Source organism: Rhizobium herbae (genome assembly GCF_019511375.1).
Taxonomy (GTDB): domain Bacteria; phylum Pseudomonadota; class Alphaproteobacteria; order Rhizobiales; family Rhizobiaceae; genus Pararhizobium; species Pararhizobium herbae_A.
The window spans coordinates 16398-41861 of record NZ_JAEUAO010000007.1 but is presented as its reverse complement, the minus strand read 5'-3'; the positions used below and the strand labels follow the sequence as shown (position 1 = coordinate 41861).

Below are 25464 nucleotides of genomic sequence, written 5' to 3'. Positions count from 1 at the left end.
TACCCGGCCGCCTATCTTGCGTTCGTGCCCCCACGTGTGCCACAGCAAGCCCGCATCAAATGAATTCGGAGCCACTCAGACATGATCGATCTTACGGGCCGCATAGCACTGGTCACCGGCGCATCGCGCGGCATCGGCTATTTCACCGCACTTGAGCTGGCCAAGGCCGGCGCCCAGGTGATTGCCTGCGCCCGCACTATCGGGGGGCTTGAAGAACTGGACGATGCGATCAAGGCTGCGGGCGGGCTGCCGGCAACCCTGGTTCCCTTCGACCTTGCCGACATGGCGGCGATCGACAAGCTCGGCGGTGCCATCCATGAACGCTGGGGCAAGCTCGACATCCTCGTTGCCAATGCCGGCGTGCTCGGCGTCATCTCGCCGATCGGCCATGTCGAGGCCAAGGTGTTCGAGAAGGTGATGACGATCAACATCACCGCCACCTGGCGCCTGATCCGCTCCGTCGATCCGCTCTTGCAGCAGTCGGATGCCGGCCGCGCGCTCATCCTGTCCTCCAGCGCCGCCCACAAGTGCAAGCCGTTCTGGGGCCCCTACTCCGCCTCCAAGGCGGCCGTCGAGGCTTTGGCGCGCACATGGGCCGGCGAGACGCAGCGACTGCCGCTGCGCATCCTCAGCGTCGACCCGGGCGCGACCCGCACCGCCATGCGCGCGCAAGCCGTTCCCGGCGAGGACCCGTCGACCGTGCCGCATCCCTCGGAAGTGGCCGCCAAGCTGCTGCCGCTGGTCGGTCCGGACCAGAGGGAGACGGGCAAGCTCTTCATCCTGCGCGAAAACCGGATCGTCGATTACCGGCTGCCGGATTGATCTTCGAATACAGAAATTGAAAAAGCCGCCGCGGGTTTCTCGCGGCGGCTTTCTCTATGAGTAGCCAAAGACCTACTTCTTGTCTTCCGGCAACCCGTCCTCGAGCGGCGCCGGGTGATCCGGATGGAGCGGCCAGTCGCCGTATTTCTTCTGCCATTTGCGCGCCCCGAACGGCAGGCTGAGGAGATATCCGACAGCCGTGATCACCATCGTCTCCCAGGTGAAGCTCATCAGCGTCGCGACGTAGAGCACGACGAAGAGGATGACGGGCAGGACGAGATCGCGGCGGACGCGGTTTTCCGACTTGCCGGACCAGACCGGCAGGCGGCTGACCAGCAGGAAGGCGATCAGCACGGTATAGGCCGACGAAACGAGAGCGACGAGGCGGTCCGGCGCGAGGCCGAGAAGACCGAGATACATCGGCAGGAGAACGAGCATGGCGCCGGCCGGCGCCGGCACGCCGACGAAGTATTCCGACTGCCAGGAGGCCTTCACTTCGCGCTCGGCCATGACGTTGAAACGGGCAAGCCTAAGGCCGGCGGCGATCACATAGATCAGCGCTGCGATCCAGCCGAGCGAACGGGCCTGGTCGAGGACGAAGGCGTAGAGAACCAGCGCCGGCGCGACGCCGAAATTGACGATATCGGCGAGCGAATCCATCTGCGCACCGAACTTCGAGGTGGCCTTCATCAGCCGTGCCACGCGGCCGTCGATGCCGTCGAGGAACGCTGCGACCAGAACCATAGCGACGGCGAGCTCGAAGCGGTTTTCGAACGCCAGCCGGACGCCGGAGAGGCCGGCGCAAATGGCGAGCACGGTGATCATGTTGGGCACGATCAGCCGCAGCGGAATTTCCCGAAGGCGCGGCCCGCGCGCCTCGTCGTTCGGGCCGTTCGGTTCAAAGGACGGAAAGGGCGTTTCCATGACGTGCTCCTGTTCCAGTTTCGATGACGCCGCCGATCAACCGCGGCGGCTGATGACCGGACCCTTGGCGGAGCGGAATTCCGCAATCACCGTTTCGCCCGCAATCGCGGTCTGGCCGAGGCTGACGCGCGGCTGCGCCCCCTCCGGAAGGAAGACGTCGAGCCGGGAGCCGAAACGAATGAGCCCGAAGCGCTCGCCCGGCTGCAGCGTATCGCCTTCCGCCGACCAGCAGACGATGCGGCGGGCGACGAGGCCGGCGATCTGGACAACGCCGATTTCGCCGTGGGCGGTTTCGATGACGAGGCCGTTGCGCTCGTTTTCGTGGCTTGCCTTGTCAAGCTCGGCATTGACGAACTTGCCGGCGCGATAGGCGATGCGGCGGATCGTGCCACGCATCGGCGCGCGGTTCACGTGGCCATTGAAGACATTCATGAACACCGAGATGCGCAGCATCGGGTCGGTGCCAAGGCCAAGTTCGTCCGGCGGCGTGACGAGCGCGATCGAGGAGACGCGGCCGTCGGCCGGGCTGATGACGAGATCGTCATCGAGCGGCGTCATGCGTTCGGGGTCTCGGTAGAAATAGGCACACCAGGCCGTCAGGACGAAGCCGATCCACATCAGCGGCTCCCAGAGAAATCCGAGGATCAGCGAGACGACGAAGAAACCGGCGATGAAGCGATAACCTTCCTTGTGCACCGGAACCAGCGTGTTGCGCACCGTATTGATCAAGCTCATGAAAAGGGATCTCCAGATTTTCGTTCGGCTAGGACGTACAGGGAAATGGCGGGCCGGGCAATGCGATGTGGCGAATAGCGAATAGGGAGTAGCGAATAGGAGTAGCGGACGAATTGCAGCATATCTATTGGCTATTCGCTATTCGCCTCCCCCTCACACTGCCGCTGCACCGCGCACGACAACGCCCAGATCGTCGCTTTCACGGACCTTCTTCAGCATTTCCTCGGCCTGCGTTGCTTCACGCTGGCGGTTCCACATGGAGGCATAAAGGCCGCCGCGCTCGATAAGTTCCCCGTGCGTGCCCCGCTCGGCGATGCCGCCATCCTTGAGCACGATGATCTCGTCGGCGTGGATGACCGTCGACAGGCGGTGGGCGATGACCAGCGTCGTGCGGTTCTGCGAGACGATATCGAGTGCTGCCTGGATCTCCTGCTCGGTGCGGGTGTCGAGCGCCGAGGTCGCCTCGTCGAGGATCAGGATCGGCGGGCTTTTCAGCACCGTGCGGGCGATGGCGACGCGCTGCTTCTCGCCGCCCGACAGCTTCAGGCCGCGCTCGCCGACCATGGCGCCGTAGCCCTCCGGCAGGCTCTCGATGAATTCGCCGATCTGGGCGATATCCGCCGCTGCCTCGATCTCCGCCTGCGTGGCCGAGATGCGGCCGTAGCGGATGTTGTAGGCGATCGTGTCGTTGAACAGCACCGTATCCTGCGGCACCATGCCGATCACGGCGCGCAGGCTCTGCTGCTTCACGTCGCGCACGTCCTGGCCGTCGATGGTGATTGCGCCCTGCTGGACATCGTAGAAGCGGTAGAGAAGCCGCGACAGCGTCGATTTGCCGGCGCCCGAGGGACCGACGACGGCGACCGTCTTGCCGGCCGGCACTTCGAAGCTGATACCCTTGAGGATCGGGCGGGCGGGATCATAGGCGAAATGCACGTCCTTGAAGGCGATCGCGCCGCGATCGATCACCAGTTCCTTCGCGTCCGGACTGTCGACGACCTCGGCCTCGACGTCGAGCAGGTCGAACATCTTCTCGATATCCGTCAGGCCCTGGCGGATTTCGCGATAGACGAAGCCGATGAAGTTGAGCGGGATGGCAAGCTGTATCAGCATCGCGTTGATAAAGACGAAGTCGCCGAGCGTCTGCTCGCCGCGCTGCACGGCCAGGGCCGACATGACCATCATGACCGCGGTGCCCGCGCCGAAGATCAGCGCCTGGCCGAAGTTGAGCCAGCCGAGCGAGGTCCAGACCTGCGTGGCGGATCGCTCGTAACGTGCCATGGACTGGTCGAAGCGCCTGGCCTCCATCTCCTCGTTGCCGAAATACTTGACCGTCTCGAAGTTCAGAAGGGAATCGATCGCCTTGGTATTGGCGTCTGTATCGCTGTCGTTCATCGAGCGGCGGATCGAGATACGCCAGTCGCTCGCCCTGATGGTGAACCAGATATAGAGCCAGACGGTGATGGCGGTCACAGCCAGGTAGCCGAAGCCATACCCCCACCAGAAGACCACCGCCGTCATAAGGAACTCGATCAGGGTCGGCACCGTATTCAGGATGGTGAACCGGACTATCGTTTCGATGCCCTTGGTGCCACGCTCGATGATGCGCGACAGGCCGCCGGTGCGGCGTTCCAGGTGGAAGCGCAGCGACAGCTGGTGCATGTGGACGAAGGTGCGATAGGCAAGCTGGCGCACCGCATGCTGGCCGACGCTGGCAAAGAGTGCGTCGCGCAGCTGGTTCAGTCCCGCCTGCAGCAAGCGCGCCAGGTTATAGGCAAGCACGAGCATTACGGCGCCGGTGAAGACGGCGGGGAGAACGCCGGCAATCTCGGTCCTGCCGTTCAGGGCATCGGTCGCCCATTTGAAGAAATAGGGCACGAGCAGCAGCACGATCTTGGCGACCACCAGGATGAGGGTCGCCCAGACGACCCGCATCTTGAGGTCGGTACGGTCGGTCGGCCACATATAGGGCCAGAGATTGATGATCGTCTGCAGCGGATTGCCTGCGTCCGCCGATACCGTCTTCTTCTGCGCTGCCACGTGCGTGTCCGCCTTCGTTCTTCGACTGTTGTTTCTCGACAGCGTCTGCGCGCTTTGGATGTCATGACGATGACCATCGATGGAAAGCGCGCCCGCAATCTCCAATCAAAAGCGGCGCCTTTCTCAAGGCGCCGCTTTTCGTTTCAGATAGGCTTCACAAACACCGGCCGCAATGGAGCGCCGGCAAAAACCGATCACGGCAGATGCTTCACGCGCTTGCGATGCATCTCCCGCGCTTCAGTCTCCGACATCGCCTCGTCCGGCACGCCGAAGATCTGGCCCGGCAAGATACGGTCCGGATCGGCGATCTGGCCCTCGTTGGCGAGATAGATCGTCGTGTAGCGAACCCCCGCACCATAGACGCGGCGCGAAATCTGCCAGAGCGTATCGCCACGGCGGATGATCACCGACGTCTTGCTCTGCTGCAGCGGCGCCTGCTGCACCGTTTCCGGCTCGGCAGCTGCCTGCCCGGTTACCGGTTTCTCGGCCGGTGCGGCACTGTCGGTGCCTGTCGCAGCGGCAACGCCTGACTCTGCGGAAGGCGTGGCTGACTCTGCGGCAGGCTTCTCGGCCGTTTCCGCCGCCGGCTTTGCAACCTCGTTCTGTACCGGCTGGGTCGTTGCGACCGCATTGCCGCCGGCGCCGTCGGTACGCGGCATCAGCGCCGAGCCAACCGCCGCCTCGATCTTGCCGAGCGATGCGGAAACGCTGGCGGCATCCGCCGGCAGCGCTTTCAGCACGGCGAGCGCATCGGCCGCGGACTTGGCCGTCTTGGCCGCCAGTTCCTGGGCACCGGCATCCAGGTTGTCGGCGACCTTGAAATCGGCGAGTGACTTCAGGGCAATTTCCGTTGCCGAGCGCGCCGCCGCCAGTTCTTCCGCCGTCGGCACCTTGCCATCGGCAAACAGCCCCTTCAGCAGGCCAAGAGCCTTCGTCGCTTCCATTCGCAGGCCATCGAAACTGCCGCCCTCGAGAGGCGTCACGGTGCCTTGCGCGCCGGGTTGAGCGACCGCTGCCACCTGATCGCCAGCCGGGCGATCAAAGGGAACGGATGCCCGCGTTTCAACCGTGCTGCCGTCAGCGCCCATCACGTCGGCGCGGATCGTGTGGCCGCCGACCGGCAGGTCGATCGCGCCTTCAACGACGAACCGCCCCTGCTCGTCGGCCTTGATTTCGCCGACAGGCTTGTCATCGGCATAGACGCGCACCAACGCGCCGGCCTTGGCGTTGCCGGCGACGAAAATCTTCCTGCCTTCGATCTCGACCGCGGAGACAGAGACGGCCGGCTTCTCGCCGGTTGCCTGGGTCTGGGACGAAACGGAGGTATCGGTTGGCGTCGCCGTTGCCGATTGACCGGGAACAGGTTCTGCCTTTGCAACCTCCCCCGCCGCCGTCGCCGGCTCGGCAGCCCCATCGGCAGGCTTTGCCTCGGCCACCGGTTTGGTGATGATGCGGCTCGCCTCGCCCGGCTTCGACACCATGGCGAGCAGTTCGCCGGCCTTGTCCTTGGGGATCGAAACGGTGGCAACCTCCTCGGAGGACTTGGTTGCGCCGTTTTCGCCGACGCTGCGCAGCGTCAGTTGATAATCACCGGCTGCAAGCGGCTTCTCGAAGACCGCGGCAAAATTGCCTTCCGCTCCGACATCCGCCGTGCCGATGACAGTATCGCCGCTCATGATTTCAAGCTTGGTATTGGGCTGAGCGCGCCCCGCAATGACCGTCGACCCGTCCGGTTCGACGCGCAGGACATCGAAACCCGGCACCGTCCACGCAGCAACCGGATCGGTGGACTTGGCGGTGTCGGTCGCCGCCTCGCCCCCGGCAGTGGGCTTTGCGCTCTTCGGTTCGGCCAAGGTTGCCGACTTGTCCGCCGGGGCATCGGCCGTGAGCGTGTCCTTGCCCTTGTTGATATTCGGCAGCACAAAGAAAACCATCAGCAGGGATGCAATTGCCAGGACGATAAGGGCCACCCAGCCGGCCTTGTTCTTCATCATGCATTTCTCCAAATGGCCCGAGCCGCCTGTGCCCGACATGGGCGCGAAAGGATGGCTCTCCCCAAGCCTACATGCCTGCCGCTTTCCGTTTGCCTAATCTTGCGGAATCAGCCCCGTACATATCGTCTGCTCATTCTTAAAAATTGCTAACGATTTCCGCTGCTTTCCACAAGCACCGCCGCATATTCGGACGCATCCGCGGGCCTGTTTTCCGTCATTTTTCTTGACGCGTGCTGCGACGCGATGTCTCTTTGGACCATGAACGAGAAAAATATCCCGATTCGATCCATTTGCGTCTATTGCGGCTCGCAACCGGGTCGCGATCAATCCTTTATCGATGCCGGGCGTATTCTCGGCAAATCCATCGCCGAAAACCATCTTCGGCTCGTCTATGGCGGCGGCACGAAGGGCATCATGGGCGCGGTCGCAAGCGGCGTTCTTTCGCACGGTGGCCGCGTTACCGGCATTATACCAGAATTTCTGATGGATATGGAGGCGACGCGCCATTCGCTCGGGCAGCTCAGCGAACTGATCGTGACGCCCGACATGCATGACCGCAAGCACAAGATGTTCGAGCGCTCCGATGCCTTCGTCACCCTGCCGGGCGGTATCGGCACGCTTGAGGAGATCGTCGAGATCATGACCTGGGCGCAGCTTGGCCGCCACCGCAAGCCGATCGTGCTCGTCAATGTCAACGGCTTCTGGGATCCGCTCATGACGCTCATCCAGCACATGGCGGAAGCCGGCTTCATCCACACCGCCCATCTCGTCCAGCCGCTCGTCATCGACGCGGCGGAGGAGGTCGTTCCCGCATTGCTGGCCCATTGGGCAAGCGAAGTCGATCGCGACGGCGAGGCCGGGATCATCTCCAAGCTTTGAAATATTTGGCTGGCCCGCCCGTATTACTCCGCCGGGCTTGCCACGACAGCGCGCCGCGCGCGGCTTTCCATGAGCATCGACGTCGAGTAGACCGCCAGTGCCGCCCAGATCAAAATGAAGGCGATGAGCTTCGGCGTGCCGAAGGGTTCGTGGAAGACGAACACGGCGATGAGGAAGATCATCGTTGGGGCGATGTACTGCATGATGCCGATGGTCGAGAGCCGCAGCAGCTTGGCGCCGTTGGCGTAGATCATCAGCGGTACGGCGGTGACGACGCCGCTGGTCATGAGCAAGGCGACATCGGCAAGGCCTGTATCGAAGAAGTGGCCCTGCCCCGACGCTTCCAGATAGGCGATGTAGCCGAGCGCCGGCACGCTGAGCAGCAACACTTCCAGGAAGAAACCCTGATTGGGTCCGACCGGCAGGGTCTTGCGGAAAAAGGCATAGAAGCCCCAGGAGAGCGCGAGGCCGATCGAGACCCAGGGCAGGCCACCCGCATCGAAGGCAAGAACGACGACGGCGATTGCGGCGAGAACGATGGCGACGATCTGCGCCGGATTGAGCTTTTCCTTCAGGAGCACGGCGCCGAGGAAGATCGAGAACAGCGGGTTGATGTAATAGCCGAGTGCGGTCTCAAGCGCCCGCCCTGCCCCGATCGCCCAGACATAGATGCCCCAATTGATGGTGACGAGGAAGGCAGTGACCATCGCCATCTTCAGCATGCGCGGGGAGCGCAGCGCCATCCTTATGTCATCGGTGCGGCCAAGCAGGACGAGCACGGCTCCCGCGAGCGGCAGTGACCAGACGATCCGGTGGGCGACAACCTCGAAGGCCGGGATATGCGCGACGGCTTTCATGAAGAAGGGCAGGAAACCCCACAGCAGATAGGCCGTCAGCGCGAAGGCGAAGCCGCGCGGCGAATCGCCGTTCTGCACCACCGGTGTCTTTTCCGCATCAGCCATGGCGTTTCGTCCCGTCGAGAATTTTATCATTGGCTCGTCCTACTCCAAAGGCCGTTGATGAACCAATTCATTTCCGTGAACTTGCATGCAGCAGGGCTGATCGAAACCTGCTGAAAATAGGTGATATTTTGCGGGGTGCATTCCGCAGCTTCCCACCCTAGGTTTCAGCCAGGCAATGACCGGTCAGACGAAGGGACTTCATGATGTCTTCCAGCCTCGCGCTCCACCCGATAACCCGCCGCTCGCTCCTGAGCGGTGCCGCCGCCAGTTCCGCCCTCATCCTGCTGCATCCCTTTGCCGCCCGCGCGGCCGGCAACCAGGCGCATCTGCGCATCATGGAAACGACCGACATCCACGTCCATGTCTTCCCCTACGACTACTACGGCGACAAGCCGAACGACACGATGGGGCTTGCCCGCACCGCCTCGATCATCGACGCCATCCGCGCCGAGGCCGGCAATTCCTTCCTCATCGACAATGGCGATTTCCTGCAGGGCAACCCGATGGGCGACTACATGGCCTATCAACGCGGCATGAAGGACGGCGACGTCCATCCGGTCATCAAGGCGATGAACGTGCTCGGTTACGAGGCCGGCACGCTGGGGAACCATGAGTTCAACTATGGCCTGGATTACATGTTCAAGGTGCTCGCCGGGGCCAATTTCCCCTACGTCTGCGCCAACCTGACCAAGGGGCAGCTCGCCTCCGACCCGAAGAAGGACGAACTGTTCTTCAAGCCCTATACGGTCGTCGAGAAGATCGTCACCGACGGTTCGGGCGCCACCAGTCCTCTGAAGATCGGCATCATCGGCTTCGTGCCGCCGCAGATCATGCTCTGGGATGTCAAGAACCTGGAGGGCAAGGCGCAGACCCGCGACATCGTCGAGGCGGCAAAGGCCTGGGTGCCGGCCATGAAGGAAGACGGCGCCGACATCATCATCGCGCTTTCCCACTCCGGCATCGACGGTTCGGGTCAGAGCGAACGGATGGAAAACGCCTCGCTCTATCTCGCCGGCGTTAAGGGGATCGACGCGATCTTCACCGGCCACCAGCACCTCGTCTTCCCCGGCCCCAAGAGCTTCGACGGCATCGAGGGTGTCGATCCCACGAAGGGAACGCTGCTCGGCAAGCCGGCGGTGATGGGCGGCTTCTGGGGTTCGCATCTCGGCCTGATCGACCTCCTCATCGAGAAGGACGGCAACAGCTGGCGGATCGTCGATTTCACCACCGAGGCGCGGCCGATCTACCACCGCGAGGACAAGAAGATCGTCGCCGACGTGGCGGACAGGGCGGATGTGCTGAACGCCGCCAATGCCGAGCATGAGGCGACGCTCGCCTATATCCGCACCCCGGTCGGCAAGACATCGGCACCGCTCTATTCCTATTTCGCGCTGGTGGCGGACGACCCGTCCGTGCAGATCGTCTCCAATGCGCAGACCTGGTACATCAGGGAGATGCTGAAGGACACCGAATACAAGGACCTGCCCGTGCTTTCGGCGGCAGCGCCGTTCAAGTCCGGCGGCCGCGGCGGCGCGGACTACTACACCGACGTTCCGGCCGGAGACATCGCCATCAAGAACGTTGCCGATCTCTATCTCTATCCCAACACCGTGCAAGCCGTGGTCATCACCGGCGCGCAGGTGAAGAACTGGCTGGAAATGTCGGCCGGCATGTTCAACACCGTCGAGCCGGGCGCCAAGGACGCGCCGCTGCTGAACCCCGACTTTCCCTCCTACAATTTCGACATCATCGACGGCGTGACCTATGAGATCGACCTCTCGCAGCCGGCCAAATACGACAAGGACGGCAACGCTGTTAATCCCAACTCAAACCGCATCCAGAACCTCTCCTTTAAGGGCAAGCCGATCGATCCGGCGCAGAAATTCGTCGTCGCCTCCAACAATTATCGCGCCGGCGGCGGCGGCAAGTTTCCCGAGATCGGCGCCGACAAGGTGGTGTTCGCAGCCCCCGACACCAACCGCGACGTCATCGTCCGCTACATCATCGCCGAAGGCACGATCAACCCGTCCGCCGACGGCAACTGGAGCTTCAAGCCGATGGCAGGTGCCACCGCAGTGTTCGAGACAGGTCCGAAGGCACGCGGACTGATTGCCGACATCAAGGGCGTGAAGATCGAGGATGCCGGCGACGGCGCGGATGGGTTTGCGAAGTTCAGGCTGGTGCTGTGAGCGTCAAATCACTTCGATTAACGTTTCGCCGCGCACGAGCGCGGCGACGATCGCGGGTAGAACCACTTCGAACCGGACGAGGAGTTGATGGCGTCGCGTATTCGGCCACCTGATCCAGACCACAGCCGGGCCAGCTTGCGTGAACACCTTGTGCTGCGCAAAGTCCTCGTCCTTCGTCACGATGACCCAGCCCTCCATCAAAGCACAATCCCAGATCAGCCGGTCGGTCGCGGCTTGCATTCCCTTTTCAGAGACATGCACCGCTTCGTAGCCGTGTATAGTCAGCCAACGCGCAAGCGCCGGCGGCAATTGCGCGTCGATCAGGAACCGCATCAGGCGACGTGAAGGACAGTATGGTCGCTTTGGCGCGCGGCATATTCGAGCGCGGCCAAAACGTCGCCCTCTTCGAGCGCGGGGTAATCCTGGAGAATCTCAGCATGACTGGCCCCTGCCGCCAGTAGGTCCAGCACGTCCTTGACGCGGATGCGAAGGTTGCGGAGCGTCGGGCGGCCGCCGCACTGCTCTGGATCAACAGTGATCCGATGGATTTCGCTCATTGAAGTCTCCTCGGAGAGTCACGCTGCGCGCCCGAATAGTCATAGCACAGCACGAACCGGCCGTCGCCTCCCCTACTCCGCCGCCGCCAGTCCCGCCTGGTCCCGGTTTTTCAACAGCTTGAAGACGATCGAATCCATCAGGGCCTGGAAGGAGGCGTCGATGATGTTGTCGGATACGCCGACCGTCCACCAGCGGGCGCCGGTGGCGTCGACCGATTCGATCAGGACGCGGGTGACGGCGCCGGTGCCGCCGTTGAGGATGCGCACCTTGTAGTCCACCAGTTCCAGATCCTCGATCTCCGACTGGTATTTGCCGAGATCCTTGCGCAGCGCCAGATCGAGCGCATTGACGGGGCCGTGGCCTTCGGCGACCGACATCATCGTCTCGCCGTCGACCGAGACCTTCACCACGGCTTCAGAGACGGTCTTCAGCTTGCCGTTGGCATCGAAGCGGCGCTCCACCATGACGCGAAAACTGTCGACCAGGAAGAAATCCGGCACCGAGCCGAGGATGCGCTGGGCGAGGATGGCGAAGCTCGCATCGGCGCCTTCATAGGCATAGCCGGTCGCCTCGCGTTCCTTGACGATGGAAATCAGCCTGTCGAGCTTCGGATCATCCCTGGAGACGACGATGCCGCGCCGTTTCAGGGCATTGATGAAATTGGCCTTGCCGCCCTGGTCCGACACCATGACCTTGCGCAGGTTGCCGACGCTTTCCGGCGTCACATGCTCGTAGGTGCGCGGGTCCTTCAGCAACGCGGACGCATGAATGCCGGCCTTGGTGGCGAAGGCAGACGCGCCGACATAGGGCATCTGGTGATCCGGCGAGCGGTTCAGAAGCTCGTCGAAGGAATGGGAAAGCTGGGTCAGCTCCTGCAGCCGGTCGGCATCGATCGCTGTCTCGAAACGGCGGTTATAGGCTTCCTTGAGCGCCAGCGTCGGGATCAGCGTGACGAGATTGGCGTTGCCGCAGCGCTCGCCGATACCGTTCAGCGTGCCCTGAACCTGGCGCACGCCGGCCTCGACCGCCGCCAGCGAATTGGCGACCGCCTGGCCGGTATCGTTATGGGCGTGGATGCCGAGATTGGCGCCGGGCACGCCATGGGCGATCACCGCGGCGACGATGTCGCGGATCTCCGGCGGCTGGGTGCCGCCATTGGTGTCGCAGAGCACGACCCAGCGGGCGCCGGCGTCATAGGCCGTCTTGGCGCAGGCCAGGGCGTAGCCGGGATTGGCCTTGTAGCCGTCGAAGAAATGCTCGCAGTCGATCATCGCCTCGCGGCCGCTTTGCACGACGGCTTCGACGGACGTGCGGATCGCCTCGAGATTTTCCTCGTTGGAACAGCCGAGCGCCACGCGGACATGATAATCCCAGCTCTTGGCGACAAGACAGATCGCGTCGCTTTGCGCCTGCAGGAGCGCCGTCAGCCCCGGATCGTTGGACGCCGACACGCCGGCGCGCTTGGTCATGCCGAAGGCGACGAAGCGTGCCTTGTGGGTGCGCGTCTTCTCAAAAAACTCCGTATCGGTCGGGTTGGCACCCGGATATCCGCCTTCTACATAGTCGATGCCGAATTCGTCCAGCATCTTGGCGATGGCGATCTTGTCCTCGACGGAAAAATCGATCCCCGGCGTTTGCTGCCCGTCGCGAAGCGTGGTGTCGAAGAGATAGATGCGTTCTTTCACTGCAATGCCTCCGATGATGGGGCGCTCTGAGTTCGCGGCGGCTTACCCCCCTCTGTCGGCGACGCCGACATCTCCCCCTCAAGGGGGGAGATTTCTCGCAAGTGTTGTGCCTCCCTTGCGCCGAAATCAGCGAGGGAAAGGAACAATCTCCCCCCTTGAGGGGGAGATGTCACGCAGTGACAGAGGGGGGTGCGAGCCGCAGACACAATCATCACACCTTCCCTGCAAACCGGTCGGTTGCCCGGATGAGCCTGTCGAGAATGCCCGGCTCGGAATAGGCATGGCCTGCGCCCTCGACCAGATGAAATTCCGCTTCGCCCCAAGCCTTGTGCAGCGCCCAAGCATATTTTGCCGGGCACGGCATGTCGTAGCGGCCGTGGACGATGACACCGGGAATGCCATGCAGCCGGTGCGCATCCCGCAGAAGCTGCCCCTCCTCCAGCCAGCCGGCATTGACGAAGAAATGGTTTTCGATGCGGGCGAATGCGTAGGCGAATTCGTCTTCCTCGAACTTGTCGCTGGTTGCGGGTTCCGGCAAGAGCGTGATCGTCTCGCCCTCCCAGATGCTCCAGCTCTTGGCGGCGGCAAGACGGGTCGCCTTGTCGTCGCTGGTCAGGCGGCGGTGATAGGCGAGCATCATCTCGTGGCGCTCATCTTCCGGGATCGGCGCGATGAAGCGCTCCCATTTGTCCGGGAACATTTCCGAGACGCCGAACTGATAGTACCAGTCGAGTTCGGCCTTGGTCAGCGTGTAGATGCCGCGCACGACGAGTTCCGAAACTCGCTCAGGATGTTTTTGCGCATAGGCGAGCGCCAGCGTCGAGCCCCAGGAACCGCCGAAGACCAGCCACTTGTCGACGCCGGCCAATTCGCGCAGCCGCTCGATATCGGCGACGAGATGCCAGGTCGTGTTGGCGGCAAGTTCGGCATTCGGGGTCGACTTGCCGCAGCCGCGCTGGTCGAACAGGGTGACGTCGTAAAGCTTCGGATCGAACAGACGGCGGTGGCTTGGCGAGATCGTGCCGCCGGGGCCGCCATGCAGGAAGACGGCGGGCTTGGCCCCGGGCGTCCCGGCCTTCTCCCAATAGATCACGTGGCCGTCGCCGACATCGAGATGGCCGGATGCGTAAGGTTCGATTTCCGGATAGAGCGTGCGCAGTTCTGCTGTCATAGGTTCAAACCATGGGTGGGCCATTCGGCCGTATCGTGATCGGGATGCTGGAAGGAGATGATCTGTTCCTGCTTTGAATAGTAGTCCGGATCGTCATGGACCGGCTGGTCGAAGATCGTCGTCACCCAGGGCAGCCGGGAGGCGTAGTTGACCTGGATCTGCGGCGCGAGGTCGCTTCGGTCGTCGAAGGCGCCGATGGCGATTTCGAGACCACCGGGATGACGATAGGTCAGCGGGGTGCCGCAGGATGCGCAAAAACCGCGGCTGATGTTCACCGACGACTGGAAATAGTTCGGTTCGTTGCGCGTCCACTCGACGCCGCCGTCCGGCGCGGTGACCAGCGGGCCGAAAAAGCCGCCAAAGGCCTTCTGGCACATTCGGCAATGGCAGATCGACGGACGGCCGAGCGCTCCGTGAATCCTGAAACGCACGGCGCCGCACTGGCAGCCTCCGGTTCGAATGGTCTCGCTCATGTCTATTCCTCCGGTGGCCAATGTTCAGTATCGTAGTCGGGATGCTGGCGGTTCGTTTCAAGGATCGCCAGATGCCGTTCCGCGCCTGCATCGTTAGCGGCATCGGTCTCTCTACCCGGCAGCCCCGGCAGATGTGAAAACCAGGGTACGCACGATTCCATGCCGGACTGCGTCAGAGGCCGCACATCATAGGGATCGTCGAGCGAACCGAGCACGATATTGATGAAATCCGCCCCCGGCATGTCGTAGAACAGCGGCGTGCCGCAGGCGGCGCAAAAACCGCGCCGGGCAAATTGCGAGGAATGAAACCAGCTCGGTTCCCCCCGCGTGATGCGGAACGACGCGCGCGGCGCATTGGCAAGCGGCATGAAATAATTGCCGGCCGCCTTCTGGCACATGCGGCAATGGCACAGATGCGGATCACCGAGCGTGCCTTCCGCCCGATAGCGCACCGCGCCGCACTGGCAGCCGCCGGTATAGATTCGGGAAATGCTCATTCGCGCCCCTTCGGTGGCCACTCGGCCGTATCATGGTCCGGATGCTGGTAAGACACGAGCGTTGCAAGAAAGGACGCCGCATCCTGATCCGCCATCGTCTCCTCGCCCGGCAGGTCAGGGATGTGGTCGACATAGGGCAGCTTTGCCTCGGTGCCCCACTGGATCTGCGGAACGATGCCCTGCGGCTTGTCGAAGGCCGCGATCGCCAGCGCCACGCCATCCGGCGCCTCATAGGTCAGCGGCGTGCCGCAATCGCCGCAGAAACCCCGGAACACCGCATTCGACGACTGAAACCGCTTCGGCTCGCCGCGCGTCCAGGTGAGCCTTGCCCCGCGCACGGAAACCAGCGGCAGATAAAAATTCCCAGCCGCCTTCTGGCACATGCGGCAATGGCAGACGGAAGCATCGCCGAGCATGCCTTCGACGCGGAAACGGACGGCACCGCATTGGCAGCCGCCGGTGTGGAGGGGAGTGGCTATCGTCATCGCTTGACCTCCCAGGTCGTCACCCGCTCGCCGGTCGCCGCGTCCTTGCCGTCCTTGAGCTGGACGCCCTTCACTGCGAGATCCTCGCGGATCTTGTCGGCTTCGGCGAAGTTCTTGGCCTTGAGCATTTCCAGCCGCATCGCCACCAGGGCATCGACAGCGGAGGCCAGCGCTTCGTCGATCTCGGTTTCCTTCGGCTGAACGCCGAGCAGAGCCGCGCTCGCGGCATAAGTTGCAAGCAGAGCCGGCTCGGCATTGGCAGCCTGGGCGAGAGCGTGCAGCGCCTGCACGGCTGCGACCGTATTGAGATCGTCGGCGAGCGCACTGATCACCGTTGTGTCGGGTGCCGCGCCGCTTTCCTTGACCAACGGCCATTTGGCGAGAAGCCGCTCGGCCTCCTCCAGCCGCTTGATCGAAAAATCGATCGGTTCACGGTAATGGGTCATCAGCATTGCCAGACGCAGGACCTCGCCTGGCCACTTGCGGCCGCCGAACTTTTCCGTGTGCAGCAATTCGTAGATGGTGACGAAATTGCCTTCGGACTTCGACATCTTGCGGCCTTCGACCTGCAGGAAGCCGTTGTGCATCCAGACATTGGCCATGACGTCGGTGCCGTGGGCGCAGCGCGACTGGGCGATCTCGTTTTCATGATGCGGGAAGATCAGGTCCAGCCCGCCGCCGTGAATGTCGAAGACCTCGCCGAGATAACGCTGGCTCATCGCCGAGCATTCGATATGCCAGCCCGGACGGCCACGGCCCCATGGGCTGTCCCAGCCGGGTTCGCTCTCGGACGAGAGCTTCCAGAGCACGAAATCGCCGGGGTTCCTCTTGTGCGCATCGACGGCCACGCGGGCACCCGCCTGCTGGTCCTCGAGGTTGCGGTTGGAGAGCCGTCCGTAATCGGCCATCGAGCGCGTATCGAACAGCACCTCGCCTTCTGCCTGATAGGCATGGCCTTTGGCGATCAGCCTTTCGATGATCTCGATCATGCCGGCGATGTTTTCTGTCGCCCGCGGCTGCACGGTCGGGTCCAGGCAGCCGAGCGCCTTGGCGTCCTCCAGATACTGCGTCTCGGTCTTCTCGGTGACGAGGCGGATGGCTTCGTTCAGCGCCAGGCCGGGATGGTCGCGCAGCGCCCGCGCGTTGATCTTGTCATCGACGTCGGTGATGTTGCGGGCATAGGTGACATGATTTTCGCCATAGACGTGGCGCAGCAGCCGGAACAGCACGTCGAAGACGATGGCAGGCCGCGCGTTGCCGATATGGGCGTAGTCGTAAACGGTCGGACCGCAGACATACATGCGGACATTGGTCGGATCGATCGGCGCGAAAGCCGCCTTCTCCCGTGTCAGCGTGTTGTACAGTTTCAGTATCGGCTGTCCGGCCATTCCATTCTCCCCTTCCGCATCACGTCAAATACACGCAACCGCCCGGCTGGACCTTCGCGTTGTCATCTTGATGTTTGGGAGACGAAAACGGCCAGGCCAGCGTCGAGGCTAGCGAATAATAATCCGGCAGATGATGCAGATAACCGTTTTCATGGGCAGCGTTATCGCGCTTCGCGTGCGCGCGGTCAAGAGGTCACGCGTTGCCCGATCGTCATATGTTGGGATGTCGGAGAATCCGCCATTGTTTTGTCATGTTTGGCCTTATCTGGAGACGCCGCATTCCCCGGGAATCAAGGCCTTCAGGCACTTGCACATTAATGCCTGTTTCCTGGGGCACAATAAGGGACGCCGTTTTGGAGGACAACACACCGGAACGAAGCGTTTCCAGCTAGGGAAAGCACCAAAAGGAGAGTTTGAAATGCCTGGTAAGAAGACCGACAAGCACAGTCCGCGAGAGGCGGCCAATCTTGTCGAGCAATACCGCCCGCTCGGCCTGAAGGCCGTCCTGGCCGCCGCCTTGCAAGTCAAGCCAAAGCCGGTCAAGAAGCCTGCGGTGCCGAAGCAATTCGCCTGATTCAAAAAAGGGACAACTGACGGTCTGCCGGAGGCTCCTTCAGCTTTGAGGCAGGCCTTGTCGCAACGTTCACCGGGATCTGGATATCGGCGCCGGTGTTTGCCACCCTGTTCACTTTGTCGGATATCGCGACGGCTTCGAAGTAGTCGTCACCCGGCGGCGCCATGAGGTCGACGACATCGCGCGGTTCCTGCGTCTTGCAGTCGAGCCAGCGGGCAAAATCCTCCGGTTTGATGACCACGGGCATGCGCTCGTGGATCTCGGCAATCCGGGCGTTAGCGCGCGTGGTGAGGATGGCGCCGGTATCGACCTCCGAGCCATCCGCCGAGGACCATGTCTCCATGAGACCGGCGAAAGCGACAATGCCGCCATTTTTCGGACGTATCCAGTAGGCCTGCGAGGGCTCGCCGCTCTCCTTGGGGGGGCGATGCCATTCATAGAAACCGGAAGCTGGAATGAGGATGCGCCGATGGCGCATCGCCGCCTTGAACGAGGCCTTGCCTATCGCGGTTTCGGCACGTGCATTGATCAGAAGCGGAAAATCGCGCGGATCCTTCACCCAGGAGGGGGTAAAGCCCCAGCGCACGAGCAGCGCCCTGCGCTCGGGCAGGTTGCTGCCCGGCTGCTGGCGATCGCCGGCAATGACGACGAGAATGGGTTGGGTCGGCGCGATGTTGAACCGTGCCGGAAAGCCCTCCGTTTCCAGGAGACCGAGCAATTCCGCCACTTCTTCCGGTGTCGCCGTTAGCGCAAATCGTCCGCACATGGATTAATCCAGCCTCCCGATGGACACGCAATGATCAAGCATGTCGACAGCAGGACCGTTTTCACCGCCTCGATCAACACACTGCCGCGCCTGGCTTTCTCACATCGCTGCAAGCATTGTATTTCGCTGACGCAAGGGAATATAGGTAGAATGCGATGAAAGACCAAATGCCCCCTTCCTCTCCCCAACTCGCCTCCTCCGCCATCCTCGAGCGCGACGGACGCTACCTGCTCGTGCGGCGCGCCAATCCGCCTTCTGCGGACATGTATGCCTTTCCTGGCGGGCGGGCCGAGATCGGCGAGACGCCGGCGGAGACGGCAGTGCGCGAGTTTTACGAGGAAACCGGGATTCTTCCGCGCAATCCACACCTCTTTGAGACTTATGACCTGCCGCCGCGCGAATCGGATGGGGCGGGAGCGCGACATTTCTTCCTCTCGGTCTTCACCGTGGACGCCGATCCGGACCTTGATGCCGTCGCCGGCGACGATGCGGCTGGTATCGGCTGGTATACGGCGACCGAAATCTTCGCTTTGCCGATCCCCGACAGCGTTCGCGAATGCGTGGAAAAACTTGAGGCGTGCCGGAAGCCGTGATCGTCCGATGGAGATTTGACTTGCCTGCCGGCGTGATTCGGGGCTTCAAAACGACATGATCCGCTTTCTGGCCATTCGATTGTCTCTTTTGCTGGCGCTTGTTGCTGCGCCGTTCGCCGCTCGGGCGCAGGACGCGCCGGCCGGCGGCACCCCGGCGGTGACCGCTGAAAAGCCGGCCCCCTATGACGCGCGGCTGTTGCGGCTTTCGGAAATCCTTGGTTCCGTCCACTATTTGCGGACAGTCTGCAAGGATAAGACGGCAGACAGCTGGCGGCAATTGATGCAGCATCTGCTCGACAAGGAGGCAGGAAACGAGGCGCAGCGGCGGGCTCGCATGACGGCCGCGTTCAACCGCGGCTACCGGACTTTTGCCTCCGTTTACACGGCCTGCACGGCCGCCGCCGTGGTCGCCGACGAGCGATACCGTGCCGAAGGAGCAACACTTGCTTCAGAAATAACCGCCCGCTTTGGAAATTAAGGGGAAATTAACCTCTTTTTTCAGGAGCCCGTGTCGTTTTGGGAAAAGACTGCTAAAGTTGTTAAGAGAGTGGTAAGAAGTGACGCCACCTCAAGTCAGGTGCCAGTAAAAAGCGTGGAACGGCATGGAACGAATGATGGAACCCAGTCTGAATGACATCGACGACATGATCGTTCATGAGAAGATGCAGGCAGCCTTGGAACACCAGAATGAAGCCTGGGCAGATGGTATGGCCGACGGCATTGAGCCGGAGATCATCGCCGATGCTGCCATTGCCCTGGCCATGCGCGAGACGATCCGCCTGCACGGCGAAGACGGGGCCGAAGCCATGCTGAACTCGCTGCGCGAGCGCATGCTTGCCGGGGAATTCTCACCGGAACGCATCCTGCAGTAGTTTCGAGGCGATCATGAAACGCCAGATGTCAGCAAACCGACCAGGTGCGGTTCGTTTTTCTGCGCTGTTGTTCGCCGGCCTCGTCGTTTCCTCTTTCCTTCCTCACCACAGCGCATTCGCGCTCAGTGAGCTCAAACAGATTCCGGGCCAGGCAAAAGAGGAAGAAAAGGACGCTCCCGAAGTGGAGGAGCCGGACGACGTGGGACCGATGCAGATCCCGATGCCCGATCCGCTCGTCAAGCCGGCTGGTGACGCGAAGGACGATTCGGCTCAGGATCCCGTACCTGCTGCCGTCGAAGTGCTGTCGGATGTATCGAAAATTCCGCAGGCCGTCGCCCGCATGCGCGAACTGATCGTCGAGGCCGCCGCTTCCGGCGATATCGAACGACTGCGGCCGCTGCTTGGGAAGGGGCCGACGCAGACACAGGTCGGCGAGAACGGCACCGATCCCGTCGAGGTCCTCAAGGGACTGTCCGGTGATCCGGACGGAATCGAAATTCTGGCAATCCTGCTCGACGTTCTGTCGACCGGCTTCGTTCTGGTCGACAAGGGAACGCCAGAGGAAATGTATGTCTGGCCCTACTTCACCGAAAAATCTCTTTCCTCGCTCACCGCGCCGGAAAAGGTCGATCTCCTGCGGCTGGTGACTGCCGGCGATTTTCTGGGGATGGAAGAGGGCGGCAACTACAACTTCTATCGAGTTGGCATCACACCCGACGGCCAGTGGAAATTTTTCATCGCCGGAGACTGACCGGCGACGCAAAGCGCTTGCTCAGGCTCGCGTGAAATCCTACCTGTTCATGTGATGAACAGGACAGATCTCATGCAACCGACAGCCCTTCCCGATCGCGCCATCGTCACCGTGTCCGGACAGGATGCGCAGGATTTCCTGCAGGCCCTGATCACCACCGATCTCAGGCACTTGGAAGAAGGCGAAGCCAAGCCGGGCGCGCTGCTGACCCCGCAGGGCAAGATCCTTTTCGATTTTCTGGTGACGCGCGACGGCGAAGCAATCCGGCTTGAAGTCGGCGCAGACCAGGCCGATGGCCTGCTGAAGCGGCTGACGATGTACAAGCTGCGTCTTCCCATTACGCTTACGGTCACTTCGCCGGCCGCGGTGAGCATCCGGTACGTGGAGATACCGGGCGGTTATCGCGACACGCGTTTCGCCGCTGCGGGCAACTCGGTTTATCGCGTCTATGGCGAAGAAACGGGAACATCCGCAACCGATGAATACGAGCGCCTGCGGGTTGAAAGCGGCATTGCGGTCGCCGGCAGCGATTACGCGCTGCAGGACGCCTTTCCGCATGATGTACTGATGGACAAGAACGGTGCGCTGTCGTTCAAGAAGGGCTGCTATGTCGGCCAGGAGGTCGTATCGCGCATGCAGCATCGTGGCACGGCGCGAAAGCGCATCGTCATCGTCACGGCTGATGCCGCCCTGCCTGCAACCGGCACGCCTTTGACGGTGCAGGACCGGCCCATCGGCACGCTCGGCACCGTGATCGGGCGATCCGCTCTAGCGATCGTGCGTATCGACAAGGCCGGGCAAGCCATGGCTTCGGACGAAGCTATCCTGGCGGGCGATGTGTCGGTGACACTCGCGCTCCCCGCCTGGACGGGGCTTGAATTTCCGGCCGAAGCCGACGAGGCGAGCGCCTGATGTCTGCCCGCGCCTGGCAGCGGATGCTATCCGGACGGCGGCTTGACCTGCTCGATCCGTCACCGCTTGATGTCGAACTCTGCGATATCGCCCACGGGCTCGCCCGCGTTGCCCGCTGGAACGGCCAGACGGAAGGCGACCATGCCTTTTCCGTCGCCCAGCACAGCCTCGTGGTCGAGGAGATCTTTCGCCGGCAGTACGATGCTACGCCTGACGAATGCCAGTTAGCGCTTCTGCACGATGCGCCGGAATATGTGATCGGCGATATGATCTCGCCCTTCAAGGCGGTGGTGGGCGGTGGCTACAAGGTCGTGGAGAAGCGCCTGGAGGGCGCCATTCACATTCGCTTCGGGCTTCCCGCGGCAACGCCTGCAGAGCTCAAGGCGAAGATCAAGAAGGCCGACCAGATCGCCGCCTATTTCGAGGCGACCGTGCTTGCCGGGTTCTCGCTCGTGGAAGCACGCAAATTCTTCGGCCAGCCACGCGGCATCACCCGCGACATGATCCCGATTGATCCGCTCCCGGCCGTCGAGGCGCAGAAGCTCTTTGCCGAGCGGTTCGAAGCCATCGAGGTGCTGCGCACCAACGCGCGGGTGGCGTCCTGATGCCGCGGATCATCGTCTCCCCCCTGTCGCGCATCGCCGAAATGGCCGTTCGCCACGGCTGCCGCGAAATGATCAGCCTGCTCGCCAAGGACCAGAGCTTTCATCGCCCGGCGGTGATCGACGCGGGCCGACATCTTCTCATCGGCATGAACGACATCAGTTTCGGTGGCAATGACGGGCTGATCGCGCCGCAGGAAGATCATGTCATGCAGATCATCGGCTTCGCGCGGCAGTGGGACCGGGCGGCCCCGCTGCTTGTCCATTGCTGGATGGGCGTCTCGCGTTCGCCGGCAGCCGCCGTCATCGCCGCCCTTTCGGTAGAACCCGATCAGGACGAGATCGAACTGGCACGGCGCCTGCGCGCCGCCTGCGCCTATGTCACGCCGAACACGCGCCTGATCGAGATCGGCGACCATCTTCTGGCGCGCAACGGGCGGCTGGTGGCAGCGATCAAGGCGATCGGCCGAGGCGCGGAAGCGGACGGCAACGCGCCCTTTGTCTTCTCGCCCGTGCCGGAGCCCCTCTCCCATGCCGGTTGACGACGGGGCGATCACCGTCGAGATCGGCCTCAACGCTGCGATCGTCGCGGTCACCAGCCGCTCGCCTCGCATCCTCGCCGTCAGCGAAGGACTGGAGGACAGCCGCGACGGCCTGCCCTTCGGCCCGTTCGATCCCGCGCGGCACCGGACCTTCGAGACCAGCCTGCGCGCCAGCGTCGAGCAGCAGACGGCGCTTGATCTCGGCTACATCGAACAGCTCTACACCTTTGGCGACCGCGGCCGGCATCGCTCGCCCGGGGAAGCCGGCAAGCATATGGTGTCCGTCGGCTATCTGGCGCTGACACGCACCGATGCCGAAAACAATGCGCGGCTGGCGGATGCAGGCGCCCATTGGCGCGACTGGTACAGCTACCTTCCCTGGGAGGACTGGCGACAGGGCCGGCCCGCGATCATCGACCAGGTCATCCTTCCCGCCTTGCGGCTCTGGGAAAAGGCGGGGCATCAGGATGAGCGCATGGGCCTGCCACAGCGGCGCACGCGCATGCGGCTGGCCTTCGGGCTCGATGATTTCCCCTGGGATGAAGAGCGCGTACTGGAGCGCTACGAGCTGCTCTACGAGGCAGGACTGGTCGGCGAGGCAGTGATCGATGGGCGGGCGGTTGCGACCGCGATGCCGCCGATCGGCCTCACCATGCGCCACGACCACCGCCGTATCGTCGCCACTGCCGTGGCAAGGCTGCGCGGCAAGATCAAATACCGGCCGGTGATCTTCGAACTGATGCCGCCGGAATTCACGCTGACGGACCTGCAGGCGACGGTCGAGGCGATTTCCGGCCGGCATCTGCACAAGCAGAACTTCCGCCGGCTGGTCGAAGGGGCCGAGCTGGTGGAGCCAACGGGCATGCTGACGGCGGCGACGGGTGGACGGCCTGCGGCCCTCTTCCGCTTCCGCCGCCAAATTCTCGACGAACGCCCCGCTCCCGGATTGAAAGTCGGCGGCCGATAGTTCATCGACCCCCTCGCCTGTCGCGGAAGGAGGCAGCGAAAGACGCTACTCGATCACGGCGCAGGCCAGGCGTTCGCCGGCATCGCCGGAGGGCTGGCTGCGGTTGTCGTCGGATTGGGCATGGATCATCAAGGCCCGGCCGCGAATGCCGTTTTCGGCATTGTCGAGCACGACCATGCCGTTGAACACCTGCGCACGCAAGACACCGTCGCTGCCGACATACTGGTTTGGCATGTCGCCGGCATGCGGGCCGTTGGCAGCGAGGAACCCGTGTTCGGTCTTGTCGGGATTGAAATGGTTGCCGGCCGTGTCGTGGCCGTGCGCAGCGTCGCATTTGCCGGTTTCATGGACATGGAACCCCACCCATTTTCCTGGCGGCAGGTCGGTCACCTCGACTTCGATGAACACGCCGTTCCTGGCCGCGGTCAGGGCCGCCCTGCCCGTTTCCTTCCCGTCCTTGCCGATGAAATTGGCGACGGCCGTCTGCGACGAAGGCTGGGCAACGATGGGTGTCGCGACACAGGCGGCAAGCGCCACCGTCAAGAGGAGGTTCTTCATCTGGATATCCTTCCGGTTGATCGAGCGCGTGCAATCAACCCTAACGCATGGATGTCGTTGCGGGTTCCCGCCGGATCACGGGATGGAATGCCGCATGGGCTCTTGTCTTTGATGGCGTACAGCAAACGCCCAGACTATCCAGGATGGCCGTGTGGCCTTGAAGCCGCCATTGACAAACGCACGCCAGCGCCACGATGCGCCTAGAAGAACCTGATGGCCGACGTGACGATGATGACGAGGGCAACGGCGATCATCAACGGCCGCACCGGCAGGTGCTTGACCACGAGAGCGCCGGCTGGCGCCGCAAGAATGCCGCCGAGAATGAGGCCGATCGCAGAGCCGAAATCCCTCCAGCCCAGCGTCAGAATGAAGGTTAGGGAGATGGTCAGGGTCACGGCGAATTCCGTGAGGCAGGTGGAGCCTATGACCTTCTTCGGCTCATGGCCGCGGCCGATCAGCGAGGTCGTGACGATCGGCCCCCACCCCCCGCCGCCCGCCGCGTCCAGGGCACCGCCGCCGAAGCCGACGAAAGGCACGACCCAATCCTTGACCTCACGCAGCCAGAGTGGCCTAAACGCCTTGAACAGGATGTAGAAGCCGACCAGCGCCAGATAGGCCGAGACATAGGGTTCGAGCATCTTGCCTTCGATCCTGGAGGCACCATAGGCGCCCAACGCTCCGCCGATAATGCCCGCCGGCGCCAGGCGAAGGACAAGCCGCCAATTGATGTTGCGATGATAGATGTGCGCAGTTCCGGAGGCCGCGGTGGTGACGATTTCCGCAATATGGGTCATCGCGCTTGCCGTTGCCGGCAAAACGCCGAAGGCAAGCAGGCTTGTCGTTGAAAGAAGGCCAAAGGCCATTCCCAGCGCACCGTCGACCAGTTGCGCAAAAAAACCGATGAGAACGAAGACCCAGAAATCTGCCGACACGAACAGTCCTTTTCAAACCTCGCCTCTCGCACCTCGGCCCGTTTGCGCCAACGGTCTGGTGCTGTTAAAGGTTCCACATCGGGATATTGGACTAGCTGCCGAACAGAGAGGCGCGACCGATGCAGACCATTGCTCTCCTTCTCGCCGGCTCGCTTCTGACTGCACCCGACGACAAGCCTAACATCCCTGATTATTTCGACGGCAACGGCAAATCTCACCGGCCGAAGATCACCCGATGCAATCTGAATGGCGAGGATGTGAATGGACCGTTCAAGACCTGCCGCTACGACTGCGGCGAGACGCTGACGATCGGCGCGCGCCTCGTCTGCCCTTTCGTACTGCGGCGGTAGGAGACGGAGATGAAGGATTTCGATTGGCATGCCGACGCAATCGACCGCAACACCGCCATCACGGCGAGCTACCGCAACACCCAGAATGTCCGGCGGTTCCTGACGGCGCACTGCGGCAAGGATTTCGCCTTTGATCGACCCTTCATGGCCTGGATCAAGGACGGCAGGGCGAAGACGATGGGCGATCTCGCGGATGAATGGATGCGGCTGCGAAAGGAAAACGGCCGCTGAAATGGCGCCTCG

The 25464-nt window shown here is 62.7% G+C and carries 30 protein-coding genes; 14 read left to right on the top strand and 16 right to left on the bottom strand.

What is annotated here, in order from left to right:
- Positions 1-81: 81 nt before the first annotated feature.
- On the top strand, positions 82-822 hold the full coding sequence (locus JNB71_RS22395) for an SDR family NAD(P)-dependent oxidoreductase (RefSeq protein WP_220374000.1): 741 nt from the start codon (positions 82-84) through the stop codon (positions 820-822).
- A 72-nt stretch (positions 823-894) separates the two neighbouring features.
- Here the strand turns inward: JNB71_RS22395 and pssA are convergent, their stop codons facing one another.
- From pssA to JNB71_RS22375, 4 genes are all read right to left on the bottom strand, one after another.
- On the bottom strand, positions 895-1746 hold the full coding sequence (gene pssA, locus JNB71_RS22390; RefSeq protein ID WP_220373999.1) for a CDP-diacylglycerol--serine O-phosphatidyltransferase: 852 nt from the start codon (positions 1744-1746) through the stop codon (positions 895-897).
- Positions 1747-1782: 36 nt separating this feature from the next.
- The gene (locus JNB71_RS22385) at positions 1783-2481 is read right to left on the bottom strand and encodes a phosphatidylserine decarboxylase (protein ID WP_220373998.1); all 699 of its coding nucleotides are present in this window, start codon (positions 2479-2481) and stop codon (positions 1783-1785) included.
- A 153-nt stretch (positions 2482-2634) separates the two neighbouring features.
- A complete protein-coding gene (locus JNB71_RS22380) occupies positions 2635-4521 on the bottom strand; it encodes an ABCB family ABC transporter ATP-binding protein/permease (protein ID WP_220373997.1) in 1887 nt (628 codons plus the stop codon).
- Between the two features lie 194 nt (positions 4522-4715).
- Positions 4716-6515 carry a LysM peptidoglycan-binding domain-containing protein gene (locus tag JNB71_RS22375; RefSeq protein WP_220373996.1) on the bottom strand — a complete coding sequence of 600 codons (1800 nt, stop codon included), beginning with the start codon at positions 6513-6515 and terminating at the stop codon, positions 4716-4718.
- A 258-nt stretch (positions 6516-6773) separates the two neighbouring features.
- Here JNB71_RS22375 and JNB71_RS22370 point away from each other — a divergent pair, with 258 nt between their 5' ends.
- On the top strand, positions 6774-7394 hold the full coding sequence (locus JNB71_RS22370; protein ID WP_220373995.1) for a TIGR00730 family Rossman fold protein: 621 nt from the start codon (positions 6774-6776) through the stop codon (positions 7392-7394).
- Positions 7395-7417: 23 nt separating this feature from the next.
- Here the strand turns inward: JNB71_RS22370 and rarD are convergent, their stop codons facing one another.
- Entirely contained in the window at positions 7418-8356 is a 939-nt protein-coding gene (gene rarD, locus JNB71_RS22365) for an EamA family transporter RarD (protein WP_220373994.1), read from the bottom strand.
- A gap of 203 nt (positions 8357-8559) precedes the next feature.
- Between rarD and JNB71_RS22360 the strand changes: the two genes are divergently transcribed.
- Complete coding sequence (locus JNB71_RS22360; RefSeq protein WP_220374205.1) at positions 8560-10545, top strand: bifunctional 2',3'-cyclic-nucleotide 2'-phosphodiesterase/3'-nucleotidase; 1986 nt, start codon at positions 8560-8562, stop codon at positions 10543-10545.
- 3 nt (positions 10546-10548) lie between these two features.
- On the opposite strand, the gene JNB71_RS22355 is transcribed toward JNB71_RS22360, so the two are convergent.
- The 8 genes from JNB71_RS22355 to cysS form a co-directional block, all read right to left on the bottom strand.
- Entirely contained in the window at positions 10549-10878 is a 330-nt protein-coding gene (locus JNB71_RS22355) for a DUF5615 family PIN-like protein (protein WP_220373993.1), read from the bottom strand.
- Positions 10878-11102, bottom strand: coding sequence for a DUF433 domain-containing protein (locus JNB71_RS22350; protein ID WP_220373992.1), 225 nt, complete (start codon positions 11100-11102; stop codon positions 10878-10880). Before JNB71_RS22350 ends, JNB71_RS22355 begins: the two co-directional genes overlap by 1 nt.
- A 72-nt stretch (positions 11103-11174) precedes the next feature.
- Positions 11175-12788 carry a citramalate synthase gene (cimA, locus tag JNB71_RS22345; protein ID WP_220373991.1) on the bottom strand — a complete coding sequence of 538 codons (1614 nt, stop codon included), beginning with the start codon at positions 12786-12788 and terminating at the stop codon, positions 11175-11177.
- 211 nt (positions 12789-12999) lie between these two features.
- Entirely contained in the window at positions 13000-13959 is a 960-nt protein-coding gene (gene pip, locus JNB71_RS22340) for a prolyl aminopeptidase (RefSeq protein WP_220373990.1), read from the bottom strand.
- Positions 13956-14432 carry a GFA family protein gene (locus JNB71_RS22335; RefSeq protein WP_220373989.1) on the bottom strand — a complete coding sequence of 159 codons (477 nt, stop codon included), beginning with the start codon at positions 14430-14432 and terminating at the stop codon, positions 13956-13958. Before JNB71_RS22335 ends, pip begins: the two co-directional genes overlap by 4 nt.
- Positions 14433-14434: 2 nt before the next feature.
- Positions 14435-14929, bottom strand: coding sequence for a GFA family protein (locus tag JNB71_RS22330; protein WP_112856705.1), 495 nt, complete (start codon positions 14927-14929; stop codon positions 14435-14437).
- Positions 14926-15414 (bottom strand): GFA family protein, encoded by a 489-nt coding sequence (locus JNB71_RS22325; protein ID WP_222857387.1) that lies wholly within the window; start codon positions 15412-15414, stop codon positions 14926-14928. The genes JNB71_RS22330 and JNB71_RS22325 overlap by 4 nt, the downstream gene beginning before the upstream one ends.
- The gene (cysS, locus tag JNB71_RS22320; protein WP_220373988.1) at positions 15411-16802 is read right to left on the bottom strand and encodes a cysteine--tRNA ligase; all 1392 of its coding nucleotides are present in this window, start codon (positions 16800-16802) and stop codon (positions 15411-15413) included. Before cysS ends, JNB71_RS22325 begins: the two co-directional genes overlap by 4 nt.
- 418 nt (positions 16803-17220) lie before the next feature.
- Here cysS and JNB71_RS22315 point away from each other — a divergent pair, with 418 nt between their 5' ends.
- Positions 17221-17376 (top strand): hypothetical protein, encoded by a 156-nt coding sequence (locus tag JNB71_RS22315; RefSeq protein WP_220373987.1) that lies wholly within the window; start codon positions 17221-17223, stop codon positions 17374-17376.
- A gap of 1 nt (position 17377) precedes the next feature.
- Here the strand turns inward: JNB71_RS22315 and JNB71_RS22310 are convergent, their stop codons facing one another.
- Positions 17378-18142, bottom strand: a complete 765-nt coding sequence (locus JNB71_RS22310; RefSeq protein WP_220373986.1) for an SOS response-associated peptidase — start codon at positions 18140-18142, stop codon at positions 17378-17380.
- Positions 18143-18297: 155 nt separating this feature from the next.
- Here JNB71_RS22310 and JNB71_RS22305 point away from each other — a divergent pair, with 155 nt between their 5' ends.
- The 8 genes from JNB71_RS22305 (at position 18298) to JNB71_RS22270 (ending at position 23381) form a co-directional block, all read left to right on the top strand.
- Complete coding sequence (locus tag JNB71_RS22305) at positions 18298-18735, top strand: NUDIX hydrolase (RefSeq protein WP_220373985.1); 438 nt, start codon at positions 18298-18300, stop codon at positions 18733-18735.
- Positions 18736-18790: 55 nt separating this feature from the next.
- Positions 18791-19213 carry a TIGR02301 family protein gene (locus JNB71_RS22300; protein ID WP_220373984.1) on the top strand — a complete coding sequence of 141 codons (423 nt, stop codon included), beginning with the start codon at positions 18791-18793 and terminating at the stop codon, positions 19211-19213.
- A gap of 124 nt (positions 19214-19337) precedes the next feature.
- Positions 19338-19607 carry a hypothetical protein gene (locus tag JNB71_RS22295; protein ID WP_026204033.1) on the top strand — a complete coding sequence of 90 codons (270 nt, stop codon included), beginning with the start codon at positions 19338-19340 and terminating at the stop codon, positions 19605-19607.
- A gap of 13 nt (positions 19608-19620) precedes the next feature.
- Entirely contained in the window at positions 19621-20358 is a 738-nt protein-coding gene (locus JNB71_RS22290; protein WP_220373983.1) for a hypothetical protein, read from the top strand.
- Between the two features lie 72 nt (positions 20359-20430).
- Positions 20431-21270: a YgfZ/GcvT domain-containing protein gene (locus JNB71_RS22285; RefSeq protein ID WP_220373982.1), complete on the top strand. Its 840-nt coding sequence runs from the start codon at positions 20431-20433 to the stop codon at positions 21268-21270.
- A complete protein-coding gene (locus tag JNB71_RS22280; RefSeq protein WP_220374203.1) occupies positions 21267-21875 on the top strand; it encodes a YfbR-like 5'-deoxynucleotidase in 609 nt (202 codons plus the stop codon). Before JNB71_RS22285 ends, JNB71_RS22280 begins: the two co-directional genes overlap by 4 nt.
- Positions 21875-22414, top strand: coding sequence for a tyrosine phosphatase family protein (locus tag JNB71_RS22275; protein WP_220373981.1), 540 nt, complete (start codon positions 21875-21877; stop codon positions 22412-22414). Before JNB71_RS22280 ends, JNB71_RS22275 begins: the two co-directional genes overlap by 1 nt.
- On the top strand, positions 22404-23381 hold the full coding sequence (locus JNB71_RS22270) for an NUDIX hydrolase (RefSeq protein WP_220373980.1): 978 nt from the start codon (positions 22404-22406) through the stop codon (positions 23379-23381). The genes JNB71_RS22275 and JNB71_RS22270 overlap by 11 nt, the downstream gene beginning before the upstream one ends.
- 45 nt (positions 23382-23426) lie before the next feature.
- On the opposite strand, the gene JNB71_RS22265 is transcribed toward JNB71_RS22270, so the two are convergent.
- Together JNB71_RS22265 and JNB71_RS22260 are read right to left on the bottom strand one after the other, a co-directional pair.
- On the bottom strand, positions 23427-23939 hold the full coding sequence (locus JNB71_RS22265; RefSeq protein WP_220373979.1) for a superoxide dismutase family protein: 513 nt from the start codon (positions 23937-23939) through the stop codon (positions 23427-23429).
- A 200-nt stretch (positions 23940-24139) separates the two neighbouring features.
- Positions 24140-24871 carry a sulfite exporter TauE/SafE family protein gene (locus tag JNB71_RS22260; RefSeq protein WP_220373978.1) on the bottom strand — a complete coding sequence of 244 codons (732 nt, stop codon included), beginning with the start codon at positions 24869-24871 and terminating at the stop codon, positions 24140-24142.
- Positions 24872-24990: 119 nt separating this feature from the next.
- Between JNB71_RS22260 and JNB71_RS22255 the strand changes: the two genes are divergently transcribed.
- Together JNB71_RS22255 and JNB71_RS22250 are read left to right on the top strand one after the other, a co-directional pair.
- Entirely contained in the window at positions 24991-25221 is a 231-nt protein-coding gene (locus JNB71_RS22255) for a hypothetical protein (RefSeq protein ID WP_220373977.1), read from the top strand.
- A gap of 9 nt (positions 25222-25230) precedes the next feature.
- Complete coding sequence (locus tag JNB71_RS22250) at positions 25231-25452, top strand: DUF6434 domain-containing protein (RefSeq protein WP_220373976.1); 222 nt, start codon at positions 25231-25233, stop codon at positions 25450-25452.
- Positions 25453-25464: the final 12 nt, after the last annotated feature.